Origin of the sequence: Pigmentiphaga kullae (genome assembly GCF_004216695.1) — a bacterium.
GTDB classification, from domain to species: domain Bacteria; phylum Pseudomonadota; class Gammaproteobacteria; order Burkholderiales; family Burkholderiaceae_B; genus Pigmentiphaga; species Pigmentiphaga kullae.
Genome location: NZ_SGXC01000001.1, coordinates 874,701 through 886,639, shown reverse-complemented (window position 1 = coordinate 886,639; position 11,939 = coordinate 874,701). Strand labels below are relative to the sequence as shown.

General features: G+C 69.9%; 13 protein-coding genes. 4 read left to right on the top strand and 9 right to left on the bottom strand.

What is annotated here, in order from left to right; translation table 11 throughout:
- Positions 1 to 5: 5 nt before the first annotated feature.
- A complete protein-coding gene (locus EV675_RS04360) occupies positions 6 to 1,040 on the bottom strand; it encodes a helix-turn-helix domain-containing protein (protein WP_130356171.1) in 1,035 nt (344 codons plus the stop codon).
- 56 nt (positions 1,041 to 1,096) lie between these two features.
- Between EV675_RS04360 and EV675_RS04355 the strand changes: the two genes are divergently transcribed.
- The 4 genes from EV675_RS04355 to EV675_RS04340 all read left to right on the top strand — a co-directional run bounded on the left by EV675_RS04355 (position 1,097) and on the right by EV675_RS04340 (position 5,621).
- Positions 1,097 to 2,080, top strand: a complete 984-nt coding sequence (locus EV675_RS04355) for a Bug family tripartite tricarboxylate transporter substrate binding protein (RefSeq protein WP_165404422.1) — start codon at positions 1,097 to 1,099, stop codon at positions 2,078 to 2,080.
- A 31-nt stretch (positions 2,081 to 2,111) separates the two neighbouring features.
- Positions 2,112 to 2,492 carry a RidA family protein gene (locus EV675_RS04350; RefSeq protein WP_130356169.1) on the top strand — a complete coding sequence of 127 codons (381 nt, stop codon included), beginning with the start codon at positions 2,112 to 2,114 and terminating at the stop codon, positions 2,490 to 2,492.
- Between the two features lie 41 nt (positions 2,493 to 2,533).
- On the top strand, positions 2,534 to 4,762 hold the full coding sequence (locus tag EV675_RS04345) for a penicillin acylase family protein (protein WP_165404421.1): 2,229 nt from the start codon (positions 2,534 to 2,536) through the stop codon (positions 4,760 to 4,762).
- A 127-nt stretch (positions 4,763 to 4,889) separates the two neighbouring features.
- Positions 4,890 to 5,621: a hypothetical protein gene (locus tag EV675_RS04340; RefSeq protein ID WP_130356167.1), complete on the top strand. Its 732-nt coding sequence runs from the start codon at positions 4,890 to 4,892 to the stop codon at positions 5,619 to 5,621.
- A 7-nt stretch (positions 5,622 to 5,628) separates the two neighbouring features.
- Here EV675_RS04340 and EV675_RS04335 read toward each other — a convergent pair whose 3' ends face one another.
- Genes EV675_RS04335 through EV675_RS04300 form a run of 8 tightly spaced genes read right to left on the bottom strand, consistent with a single transcriptional unit; the run spans position 5,629 to position 11,911 of the window.
- The gene (locus EV675_RS04335; protein ID WP_130356166.1) at positions 5,629 to 5,973 is read right to left on the bottom strand and encodes a non-heme iron oxygenase ferredoxin subunit; all 345 of its coding nucleotides are present in this window, start codon (positions 5,971 to 5,973) and stop codon (positions 5,629 to 5,631) included.
- A gap of 20 nt (positions 5,974 to 5,993) precedes the next feature.
- Positions 5,994 to 7,241, bottom strand: coding sequence for a CaiB/BaiF CoA transferase family protein (locus tag EV675_RS04330; protein ID WP_130356165.1), 1,248 nt, complete (start codon positions 7,239 to 7,241; stop codon positions 5,994 to 5,996).
- Positions 7,238 to 7,651 carry a Zn-ribbon domain-containing OB-fold protein gene (locus EV675_RS04325; RefSeq protein ID WP_130356164.1) on the bottom strand — a complete coding sequence of 138 codons (414 nt, stop codon included), beginning with the start codon at positions 7,649 to 7,651 and terminating at the stop codon, positions 7,238 to 7,240. Before EV675_RS04325 ends, EV675_RS04330 begins: the two co-directional genes overlap by 4 nt.
- An 8-nt stretch (positions 7,652 to 7,659) precedes the next feature.
- A complete protein-coding gene (locus tag EV675_RS04320) occupies positions 7,660 to 8,835 on the bottom strand; it encodes a thiolase C-terminal domain-containing protein (protein WP_130356163.1) in 1,176 nt (391 codons plus the stop codon).
- Between the two features lie 2 nt (positions 8,836 to 8,837).
- Positions 8,838 to 9,344 carry an aromatic-ring-hydroxylating dioxygenase subunit beta gene (locus tag EV675_RS04315; protein WP_130356162.1) on the bottom strand — a complete coding sequence of 169 codons (507 nt, stop codon included), beginning with the start codon at positions 9,342 to 9,344 and terminating at the stop codon, positions 8,838 to 8,840.
- Between the two features lie 11 nt (positions 9,345 to 9,355).
- Positions 9,356 to 10,603, bottom strand: a complete 1,248-nt coding sequence (locus EV675_RS04310; RefSeq protein WP_130356161.1) for an aromatic ring-hydroxylating oxygenase subunit alpha — start codon at positions 10,601 to 10,603, stop codon at positions 9,356 to 9,358.
- A gap of 10 nt (positions 10,604 to 10,613) precedes the next feature.
- On the bottom strand, positions 10,614 to 11,054 hold the full coding sequence (locus tag EV675_RS04305) for a lipocalin-like domain-containing protein (RefSeq protein ID WP_130356160.1): 441 nt from the start codon (positions 11,052 to 11,054) through the stop codon (positions 10,614 to 10,616).
- Positions 11,055 to 11,065: 11 nt separating this feature from the next.
- The gene (locus EV675_RS04300) at positions 11,066 to 11,911 is read right to left on the bottom strand and encodes an alpha/beta fold hydrolase (RefSeq protein WP_130356159.1); all 846 of its coding nucleotides are present in this window, start codon (positions 11,909 to 11,911) and stop codon (positions 11,066 to 11,068) included.
- Between the last annotated feature and the right edge of the window lie 28 nt (positions 11,912 to 11,939).

Below are 11,939 nucleotides of genomic sequence, written 5' to 3'. Positions count from 1 at the left end.
CTAACTCATTGGCGCAGCCGGTAAGCCCGCGGCGTGCTGCCGTAGTGCGCCCGGAACACGGCTGCGAAGCGCGAGTGGCATTGCCAGCCCGCTTCGGCCGCGATCGCCTGCACCCCCAGGCGGGTCTCGCGCAGCAGCGTGGCGGCAAGCTCCAGCCGCTGGGCGACCAGCAGGTTGTAGACCGAAAGGCCGGTGGCATCGCGCACGTGCTGCTGCAGGCGCGCGCTCGTGCAGCCGACGCGGCGCGCAAGTTCGGTGATCGTCCATGGATGGGCCGGCGCCTCGGCGATGGTTTCGCGCAATCGTGCCAGGACGGCGGCGGCATCGGCGCCGGGCGAGCGGACAGGGCGCAGCAGGTCGTCGAATCCTTGTAGCGCGCACAGCAGCAGCTCGGTGGCGCGCGCGTGGAAGAGGGGCACGAAGGCGGGCTGGTCGCTGCGTTCGCCGCGTATGCGTTCCAGGCAGCCCTGCAATTGCGGCGTGATGGCGGCGTTGCACAGGATGCGGCCATCGTCGCGGTCGACCATCTCGTCGAGCTGGGCGGCGGGGAGGCGCACGCCCAGTGCCTTGAGCCAGCGCGGCAAGAGGTCGCGGCGCAGCCGGAACTGCACGAAGCGGTGGGTACGGGCCCCGGGGATATCGATGAGGTAGCCGCCGTTGCGATTGGGCGTGCGCAGTAGCATGCGGTTCAGGCGGAAGTCGAGTTCGGGGCCGTGTTCGTCGCCGACGTGTCCGCTGACATGGCCTTCCAGGAAGAAGGTCAGCAGCAGCTCCCGGTCGGGGTCCAGCCGCACCCGCAGGCGGTCGTCCAGGCTGAAGTCGAAATACCGGGCGCTGGCGCCTTCCCACGGCAGCGTATGCAGCCGCGTGACGTGGCCGCCGCTGGGCCAGGGGACGTTGCGGCGCGATTCGCTCAGGATATCGGACAGGGTCAGGCCGGCCGGCTCCGGCGCCGAGGGGGCCAGGATGGCGTTGAGGTCGTCTTCCCGCATCACCGGACCCGGGATGGGGATCGGCACAGTTTGCGATTCGATCTGCATACATGGCCTCGGGCCGGAACGTTAGCATCACTGCAACTTTCCGACGGAGTGTAATGATGAACGTCCGGCATGTCAGCCGCCTGCTGCGGGCCTGCTTCGCGCTGGGGTGCGCACTGGCGGCATCGGCCGCCGCGGCGGCCGATTGGCCGGTTCGTCCGGTGCGGCTGGTGGTGCCCTTCGTGGCCGGCGGCGGCGCGGACGTCGCAGCGCGCCTGATCGCGCTCAAGGTGCAGGAACGGCTGGGGCAGCCCATCATCGTCGAGAACAAGGCGGGCGGCAATACGCTGATCGGCGTGCAGGAAGTGCTGCGCGCGCCGCCCGACGGCTACACGCTGCTGTGGTCCATCGACCAGACCTTCGTGCTCAATCCCGCGCTGTACGAGAAGCTTCCCTACGACCCGAAGAAGGACTTCACGCCGGTGGCCCTGGCGGTGATCGGCCCCAACGCCGTGGTGGCGCGCAGCCAGCCCAGGGATCCGGCCAGCGTGGCGGACCTGGTCGAGCGCGGCAAGTCCGCCGATGCCGACCTGAACATCGGCGCCGCGGCCATCGTCTCGCAGATCCTGGTGGACACGTTCAACGACGCGGCCGGCACGCAGGCCCGGCGCGTACCGTTCAAGGGCAGCGCGGAGGTGGCGCAGGCGCTGATGGCGGGCACCGTCGATGCGGCCTTCGACGGGATCGCGCCCTATGCGCAGTTCGTGAAGTCCGGGCGCGCGCGCTTCCTGGCGGTCAGTTCGGCACGGCGTTTCTCCGGCCTGCCCGATGTGCCCACGCTCGATGAACTGGGGTTCAAGGGCATCGATATGTCGGTCTGGTTCGCCATCGTCGGGCCGTCGGGCCTGCCCGCCGGCATCGCGCAGCGCGTGGCCGGGGCGGTGGAGTGGGCGGTCCGGCAGCCGGACGTGGTCGACAAACTGCTGGCGTTCGGCTTCGAGCCGGCGCCGCGCAACGATCCCGAGACCCTGCGGCGGCAGATCTCCACCGACCTGGACCGCTACGGTCCCATCATTCGCAAGCTGGGTTTCAAGCTCGACTGAGCAATCACGGCATATCACGGAGCAAGCCACCATGCAGATCGCGGACTTTCCACTGCCTTTCCCGCGCGCGCCCTACAGCCGCGCCATGTTCGACGACGACTGGGTCTTCGTGTCGGGCACCATAGGCATGGACTACACCGCGCAGAAACTGGCGCCGACGGTCGAGGAGCAGACGCGTCTCATGCTGCGCAACATCGCTTCCTACCTGGAGGCGGCGGACGCGCGGCTCGAGGACATCGTCAACTACACGCTGATCATCGATGCCATGGCCCACGTCCAGCCGGTCATCGGCGTGCTGGCCGACGACCTGCCCTGCAAGCCCACGGGCACGGCCATGATCGCGGGTATCGCCTATCCCGGTGCGCATGTCGAGATGCAGGTCATCGCCCGCAAGCAGGGCAGGCGGCCGTGATACCGGCGCGGTGGGGGCGGGCGGCCGTTGCGGCGTTTCTGGTGGCGGGCTGCGGGGGTGGCGACGATCCGCCGCCTCCGCAGCCCACGGCCCGGTTCGATGCGCAGGTGCGCTGGACGACGTACGGCGTGCCGCACGTCAAGGCGAGCGACCATGGCGGCCTGGGCTATGGCTACGGCTATGCCGTGGCGCGCGACCAGTTGTGCGCGCTGGCCGACCGCATCATCACCCTGCGCGGCGAGCGGTCGGCCCATTTCGGCGCGGACGGCCAGGCGCTGGTGGGCTTTCTGCCGCTGCCCAACCTGGACAGCGATCTTTTCTACCGCATGCAGTTGTCGGCCGACGATGTGGACACGGCCTGGAAGGCGCTGTCGCCGCAGGCCCGGGCGCTGGCCGAGGGTTATGCCGCGGGCTTCAACCGCTACGTTCGCGACCACGCGGCGCCGGCCGCGTGCGGCGACCTGCGGCCGCCGACGATGGTCGCCGCCGATGTGCTGCGCGCCGTCATGCAGATCGGCACCTTGAATCGGACCTTCCTGGCGGCGCCCTTCGCGTCGGCCTCGCTGTGGGATGATCTGGGCCAGCCGGAGCGGGCTGCTGCCGCGCCCGCGCCGCCCCGCCTGGGCATGGCCAGCAACACCTGGGTCTATGGCGCGGACGCCACCGGTACGGGTGCCGCCATCGTGGTGGCCAATCCGCACACGTACTGGCAGGACCACTGGCTGCTGATGCACCAGATGCATCTGACCATTCCCGGCGAGATGGACGTCATGGGCGCGGACTTCCTGGGCGTGCCGCTGCCTCTGTCGGGCTTCAACGATGCGGTCGCGTGGAGCATCGAGGCGCCTTCAACGGTGACCTACGGACTGCCGCTTCGGCTCGATCTGCGCCCAGGTGCGAGCCCCGCCTACATGGTCGATGGCGTGTCCCGCGCCATCGAGCGGCGCGTGGTGGAGATCGCGGTCCGGCAGGCCGACGGGGCCAAGCGCACCCAGGCCTACGCGGTGCCGTACACCGAGCTGGGCCCGTTGTATCGGCTGCCCGCCGCGCCTGGCAGGCCGGCCGGATGGTACGCCATCACCGATGCCGCCGAGGGGGACGCGCGTGGCCTGGACCAGATGCTGCTCGTCGCCAAGGCTCGCGGCATGGCCGATTTCCAGCGCGCCGTGGCCGGACATCGCGGCATCGCCGCCCATCTCGTGGCGGGCGACAGTGCGGGCAATGCGTTGTTCATCGAAGCGGGACCCATCCTGGACATCGACGACGCCGGCCTCGCCGCCTGCGCTGTCGAGGCCACGCCCTCGGGCCGCGTGCCGGCCGCGCTGGACGGGTCGCGCGGCGCATGCCTGCTGCGCGACGAGCAGGGCCGCCCGCGGCTGGCACCGGCGGACAGGATTCCCGCGCTGGCCACCCGGGGCGTGGCCTACAACGCCAACGACAGCTACAGCCTGTCCATCCACGGCGAGCGGCACGACCGCTACTCGGTCCTGTTCGGGCGGCCCGATGCCGAGCCCAATGGCCGCACCCGGATGTCCCACCGCCTGGTGGCCGAGATGCTGGCCGCGGGCAAGGTAACGATGGAGCAGGCCGTGGACGTGGTCTTCGGTAACCGCAACTACGCGGCCGAAACCTTGATGGACGGCATCGCCGATGCATGCGCCACCGCCACGGGCGACGCTGCCACGGCCTGCGGCGTGCTGTCGCGCTGGGACCGCCGCAACAACGCCGACAGCCGCGGCGCCTTGCTGTTCGGCGAGCTGTGGCCCCGGCTGAGCGCGATCGGGAACCTGTACGCGCAGCCGTACGACGCGGCCGACCCGCTGCGCGTGCGCACCCTGTCCGGCAGCGTCCCGGTCCAGGCCGCCGTGCGCGCGGCGCTGGCCGACACCGTTGCCGACCTGGGCACCCATGGCCTGAAGGGTGACGAGGCATGGGGGCGGATGCTGGCGCGCCCCACCGCCAACGGACGCGTTCCGCTGCATGGCGGATCGGGAGACCAGGGGATACTCAACGCGCTGGAGGGGGCGCCGCTCGGCCCAGAGGGCTACGGCGACATCGTCGCGGGAACGGCCTACATGCATGCGGTGACCTGGACGGGCGGCAAGCTCGTGGCCAAGGTGATGGCGGCCAACGGCCAATCGCCCGATGACGCGTCGCCCCATCATGAGGATCAGGTGGGGCTGCTGTCGCGCAAGCAACTGGTCGATGCGCCCTTCACCGACGCGCAGGTCGCGGCTTCGGCGGTCGAGACCCTGCATCTGGCGGAGTAGTCCGGCCGGCCGTTAACGGCCGCGCCGCCGGCAACTGCATACGGACATACGCGCTTGTTGCTTCCTCGGATTGAGGCCGTGGCCGTGGAGCCCTAGTCTGGCGGCTGGGACAACCAGAGGCAGGGCGATGAAGGGAATGATCGATTGCGGCGTATTGATGGTGCCCGAGCACGCGCGGTGGATGCGCGAGTTGATGGAGGATTGGAGTCCGGCACGCGAGCGCATCGGGCTGCACGGCGTGCAGTTGGGCAAGCCGTCGGCCGATGCGTCCGCGTCCGCCGACGCGCTGCGGCGCCAGGCCCTGGCGCTCAGGCGCTACGACGTCTGCCTGCTGCCGGTCACGCTGTCTACCCTTGGATGGACGCGCACCGCGCTGGCCGTGGCCGGCGAGGCCTTGCAGACTCCCGTGCTGGGACTGGTGTGCGACATGAGCGCGGCCGGCCTGCGCGACCTGTTGTCGTTCGGGCTGGGGGACTTCATGCGCTATCCGATGTGTCGGGAGGAGTTCACGACCCGGCTGGTGCAACTGGCGGGGCCGGGCAGGGCGGCCGATGCCTGCCCGGCCGCCGATGCGCCGCCGGAAGAAGAGGACGAACCCGCGCCCGCATGGGGCGACGCCGATGCCGGCCTCGGGGCGCGCGAACCTTTCCAGTCGGCCAAGGCCAGGATCGTGACCGCGTTCGAACGTCACTACATCGACGACATGCTGCAACGCTACCAGGGCAACATCTCGCAGGCGGCCCGCGCGGCGCACAAGAACCGGCGGGCGTTCTGGCAACTGATGCGCAAGCACGAGATCGCGGCGGATCCCTACCGCCGAAGGAACCGTGCCGCGCCGTGCCGGCCGGGGACGCGATGAAGCGGCGCTAGGGCTGGCCGGCCACGTCGCGCGGGCTGGTGTTCAGCCAGACGACACCGTCGGCCTCGCGGGTCGCGTAGGTCTTGACGGGCCGGTTGCAGGGCAGCGCCGTGGGGGCGCCGGTGCGGATGTCGAAGCAGCCCTGGTGGAACGGACACTCGATGGTATGCGCCTCCAGGATGCCTTCGGACAGGCTGCCGCGGCCATGGCTGCAACGGTCGGCGGTGGCGTAGGTGGCGCCCTCGACCCGGTACAGGCAGAAGACCTGCTCGTCCAGGGTCACGGCCAGCGTGCCCGCTTCGGGAAGATCGTTGGAAAGACAGGCTTCGCGCCAGTCGTCCGGTGGGGTCATGCGATGCTCCGGGAAAAGGCTCAGCGCGCGCGCCGGGGCGCCGTTGCCCCGATGCGTTCGAGTTCGTCCATGTCGGCGTCGGCGAAACCTGCTTCGCGCAGGATCTCCCGCGCATGTTCGGCCAGCGTGGGAGGCGTCCGGCGCAGGCCGCCGGGCGTGCGCGACAGCTTGATGGGCGTGCCCAGGCCCTTGTAGCCGTCGCGTTCGTAGACCATGGCGCGGGCGTGCGTGTGGTCCGCTTCCAGTGCCTCGTCCATGCCCATGACGGGGCCGATGGGCAGGCCTTCGGCCAGCAGGGCCCGGCTCAGGGCGACGCCGTCGTGCCGCGCCAATGCTTCGGCCAGCAGGGGATAGAGCGCCGCGCGATTGCGCGACCGGTCGCTGTTGGTGGCGAACCTCGGGTCGGCCGCGAGGTCTGGTATGCCCAGCAGCTCCACCAGGCGGCGGAATTGCCGGTCGGTGCCGATGACCACGAAGATCTCGCCGCTGCGGGTGGCGAATTTGTCGCAGGGCGTGACGTTCGGATGCGTGTTGCCCATCAGGCGCGGGCGGCTGCCGTCCAGGAAATAGTTGGCCGCGTGGGGATGGAGCAGCGACATGGCGCAGTCGTACAGCGCCATGTCCACGTACTGGCCCAGGCCCGAGCGGCGGCGTTCGTGCAGGGCCATCAGGATACCTATGGTGGCGTAGAGTCCGGTGGCCAGGTCGACGATGGGCGTGCCTATGCGCAGCGGGCCGGTCTCGGGCGTGCCGTTCACGCTCATCAATCCGCTCATGGCCTGCAGCACCGCGTCGTAGCCCGGCAGGTTGCCCAGGGGGCCATGGCCGCCGAAGCCGGACACCCTGCAATGGATCAGGCGCGGAAAGCGCGGCGCGAGATCGCGTTCATAGCCCAGGCCCCATGCTTCCATGGTGCCGGGCTTGAAGTTCTCGACCAGGACGTCGGCTTCCTCCAGCAGGCGCAGCAGCACGGCCCGCCCCGATTCGCGCGACAGGTCCAGCACCATCGACCGTTTGTTGCGGTTGACGCCGATGAAATAGCTGGCGTCCCCGCGTTCGGCGTCCGTGCCGGCGAAGGGCGGGCCCCAGCCGCGCGTGTCGTCGCCCTGCGGCGGTTCCACCTTGATGATCTCCGCGCCGTGGTCGCCCAGGATCATCGTGCAGTAGGGGCCGCCCAGCACGCGGCTCAGGTCCAGGATGCGCACGCCGTCCAGCGCGCCGGCGGTACGGGAAGGGGGCGGACAGGCGTGGGATGAAGGCTCGGTCATGAGCGGGGATTCCGTGATGGGGCGGCCATGCCGCCCGGGGTGGGGGCGGGAACGAACTCCAGGCGTCCGGCCGGATCGAAGCGCGCGCGCAGCGGCATGCCGATCGCGAGGGGCGTGCCGTCGTCCGCGACGATCCGGCTGACCAGGCGCGGGCCTTCCGCCAGTTCGACGTGCGCCACGTTGTAGGGAGGCGGGAAGTCCGGGTGGTACTGCTGGCGGTAGATGGCGCAGGCATGCAGGGTCGCGCGGCCGCAGGCGGGGATCCATTCGATGTCTTCGGGGTTCGCGCCGTAGCCGTGCGACGCGTAGCCCAGGATCTCGCCGCTGCCGCGCAGGCGCGGCACGCGCAGTTCGCGTTGCGCGATGAAATCGAGGAAACGCTGTTCGAAGTGATCGGAGGCAAGCGGCATGGCGAGTCCTAGGCAAGCGAACGGTGGGGGCTCAGGATCAGCGCGGCGTGATACTCCAGTCGGCCGCCCGAGCCGTTGACCAGCACGACGTCGTTGGCCGCGCACTGCCGCGCGCCGCCGTCGCCGCGGCACTGGATGACGGCCTCGCTCAGCGGGGTCATGCCTTGCAGGTAGTAGCTCGCCAACTGGCCGCCGCCGGTGTTGACCGGCAGCGCGCCGCCGGGCGCGGTCGCGCCGTCCTGCACCATGCCGGCGGCCTCGCCCCGGCCGCACAGTCCGTAGTCCTCGAGCGCGGCCAGGGCACAGTACGAGAACGCATCGTAGAACTGGCACATCGAGACGTCCTTCGGCCCGACGCCCGCCATCGCATAGGCCTTGCGGCCGGCGAGCTGTCCGGCGGTGGCCAGGTCGTGCGGCCCCTGCGGCGTGTCGGCGCTGGCGTGGCCCTGGCCCATGCCGTGGACGTACACGGGCCGCCGGCCGGCGTCGGCGGCGCGGTCGGTGCCGGCCACGATGACGGCCGCTGCGCCGTTGACCGGGTAGGCGCAGTCCAGCACGTGGAAGGGTTCGACGATCATGCGGGATGCGTGGTACTGGGCCAGCGTGAGCGGCGCGCGCTGAAAGGCCAGAGGATTGCCCGCGGCCCACTGGCGGCAGGCCAGGACATAGGCGCCCAGGTGATCGGGGCCGGCGCCATGCAGGGCCATGTACCGGCTTGCGGCCAGCGCGTAGGACCCGACCGGGCCGAACAGGCCGTACGAGGCGTCCCATCCCGCGATGCCGGTCAACGAGCCTTCGTTGCTGAAGGAGGCCCCGCCGCCGCGCGTCGGGCCGATGGGCGCATCGGCGAACACGCAGGCGACCACCGACGCCAGGCCGGCATGGATGGCGGCCGTGGCGACCTGCACCATCTGGAGGACCGACGAGCCCTTGGCTTCGATCGTGGTCAGCATCCCCAGCGTGCGCAGGCCCATGTCGTCCTGCACCTTGGGCGGCAGGACCCCGGGATCGGCCAGGGCGCTGGGGTTGAGCAGCAGGCCGTCCACCTGGTCCGGGCCGACGCCGGCGTCCGCCATGGCGGCCTGCACGGCGGCGGCCGCCAGCGCGCGCACGGAGCCGGCGGGTTCGCGCGAAAGGGGGCTGAAGCCCAGGCCGATGATGGCCGAGAGCGGAGCGCGGGCCATGGTCAGATCAGAAAGGAAAGGCTGGGCAGCGGGCCCGATGCGTGGACCAGGGATACCTTTTTCAGGAACATCCTGAGCTGGCCGTCCACCTGCCGCAGCCCGTATTCGACCCGGCCCGGCCAGACGTTCAACTGGTTGACCGACTGCACCTGGTATTCGTAGATGGCGAAGTTGGCGGCGACGCGATACTCGCCGTTCTCTTCCTTATCGGCGGTCAGGTTGGACAGCATCCTGCGAAGGATGGAGCGTGGCGCCTGGCTGTGCCGCGTGCCGGTGCGCAGCTGCCGCAGGCGGGTCGCCAGCCGGGAGCGGTTGTCGTTGATGATGGAGACGTCACGGTCCGGATCCGGCTCCTGGCCATCGATGACGACGGGCACCCAGTAGCGCATGTTCTCGTCCCAGAGCGCCTCCCATTCGTCGAAGCGCGATTCGTCCGCCAGCCGGGCTTCCTCGTGGACGAAGCGCTCCAGCATCCGGTGTTCGTCGATCGGCAACAAGGGGGTCTGCATGGCATGTCCTTCTAGAGCGTCGGCTGGGCGGTTTCCGCCATGATGTCCCGGTAGCATCGCCAGAAGCCCCGGTTGGGTGTCTCGTCGGTGTAGTGGGACACCACCACGCCGCCGTCGGTCGTCGTTTCGCGGGATTGGCCGCGGCTCAGGTCCAGCCAGGCCGGCGAGCCCTTCAGCGCGCGCCACTGGCGTTCGGCGATGATGGCGTCGTCGGCCGTCAGGAACGACGACGGCCCCAGGGCGACCTCGCCCTGGCGCATGATGCGCCGGTTCAGTTCCTCGGGCGCGCCCTTCAGGTAGAGCGGGGTGTGCCAGTTGACGGTCTCGCCCACGCCTACGGGCTGGATCATGACCAGACAGGTCTCGGCCAGGAACAGGTTGGGGAAGATGAAGGTATGGGGCGGTCCGGCCCGCATGATTTCCCGCGCGGCCGATTCGCCGTGCCGGCGGACCATGTCGCGCGTGTAGTCCGGATAGCGCGTCTCGTCCACGCCCAGCCAGGTCATGGGCCGGTCGTAGGTGGGGCCGTAGTCGAGCTCGGTGTGGCCGTTGCCCAGGTAGCGGACCACCGCGGTGATGCGGTCCTCTTCGCCGGACAGGATGTTGCCGTACTTGCCGGGGGTACCTACGCTTTTCGTGAAAGAGTCGTGCACGAAGCCCACGTGATAGCCGTCGGCCTCGTTCTCGGACAGCATCTTCCAGTTGGCGCGGAACAGGTGCCTGACCCAGGGGCCGCGCAGTTCGACCTCGCCTTCGGGCGACAGGTCCACCTGCCGGTCCAGCGCGCGCGCGGCGTGGCCGAGATGCTCCAGCAGGGGGATGGGCGAGGGGTTGAACGTCGCGAAGACGAAGCCGTTGTAGCTGTCGACGCGCGCGCGCTTCAGGTGCAGCGATTCGTCCGGCTCGATGCTGGACAGCGGCATGTCGAGCAGTGCGCCGTCGGGCGAGAAGATCCAGCCGTGGTACTGGCAGGCCAGCGTGCGGCGGTTGCCGCGCTCGGGCTGGCACAGCAGGTTGCCGCGATGGGCGCAGCGGTTGGCCACGACGTGGATGCCGTCGGCGCCCCGGATCAACAGCACGGGTTCCAGTCCCATGGTGCGCCGGACGTAGTCGCCCCGCCGCGGAATCTCGGAGGCGTGGCCGACGTAGACCCATCCCTTGCCGAAGATGGATTCCATCTCCAGATCGAAGATGGCCGGGTCGGCGTACAGGCTGCTGTGGACCGAGGCGTCGCGGATCAGGCTGGCAATGTCTTTCATGAAGCATCCCTCAGGAAGTGATGGCGCGGCCGGCGCGTTCCCACACCAGGCTGGCGGTGCGGGCCTCGGGCGTGCCGTCCTCCAGCCGCGCGGACAGGTGCAGCAGGCCGTCGACGATCGCCGCCTTGCGGCGCTGCACGCCGCCCTCCCAGTTCGGGAACAGGCTCATGTCGACGTGCTGCCGGACTTCGTCCCCGGCCAGTTCGTAGGTACCGGCATAGCTCATGAAGCTCTCGTAGGCCCGCGCCTTTTCCTCGGCGCTGGCGTTCCACTGCCCGCCGGTGGCGAAAGCCTGGCGGTCCGCCCGCTCGATCATGCAGAACATGCGGTCGTCGTCATATTGGATGAAGCCCCGGGGCGCCTGCCCCATGGGGTGGGTCACGCGGCCGTCGTCATAAGCCTGCGTCCATTGCCTGAGGGCCCAGCGGCCCAGCAGATCCTGTTTGCGCATGATGTCTCCTTTCAGCGGGGCGCCAGGAATTCCCCGACCAGCGCGGTGAACGCAGCCGGCTGTTCGATCTGCACCCAGTGGCCGCAGCGGTCGATCTCGGCCAGGCGCGCCCGCGGCATGGTCTGGGCCAGCCGGCGCGAGGCCTCGACCGGAATCACCTTGTCGCCGCGTCCGTGGACGATGAGCGTCTCGTGCGGGATGGCGCGCAGGACGGCTTCGTCCGTGGCCATGTCGTCCAGGATCCGCTGCCGGGGCGGCGGGAACATGCTGCCGAACCGGGCCTGTACGTCGTCGCGGATGCTGGCCCGGTAGCGCATGGCCACCAGTTCGTCGTCGATGAAGGACGGATCATGGACGAAGATGTCCAGCAGTTCCCGCATCGCGGCGGGCGAGGGTCGATACCCCCATACCTTCTCCAGTCCGTCCGTGATGGGAAACCGCAGGCCCACCGGGCCCATCAGCACCAGGCGGTCGACCCGGCCGGGATGCCGGGCCGCCAGCTTGAGCGCCAGGGCGCCGCCGAACGAGTTGCCCACCACCGAGACCCGTTCCAGCTCCAGCGCGTCCAGCAGCGCGATGAGCTGGTCCACCCAGGTGGACCAGTGGTACTGGACCCCGGGCGGCGATTCCGTATAGCCGAAGCCGACCATGTCGGGGGCGACGACGCGCGCCTGCCGGGCCAGGACGGGGATGGTCAGGCGCCAGTTGGCCCAGGCCGTGACACCGGGGCCGGACCCGTGGATCAGCAGCACGCCGGGGCCCTTGCCGGCGTCGTGGTAGTTGGTCCGGAAGCCGCAGGTCGGCAGGCTGCTGCCGACCTCGGGAGGCCGGGCGTTCGGGGAGGAAGGTGTCTCCATCGACTACTCCTGATCGTCGTATTTTTTC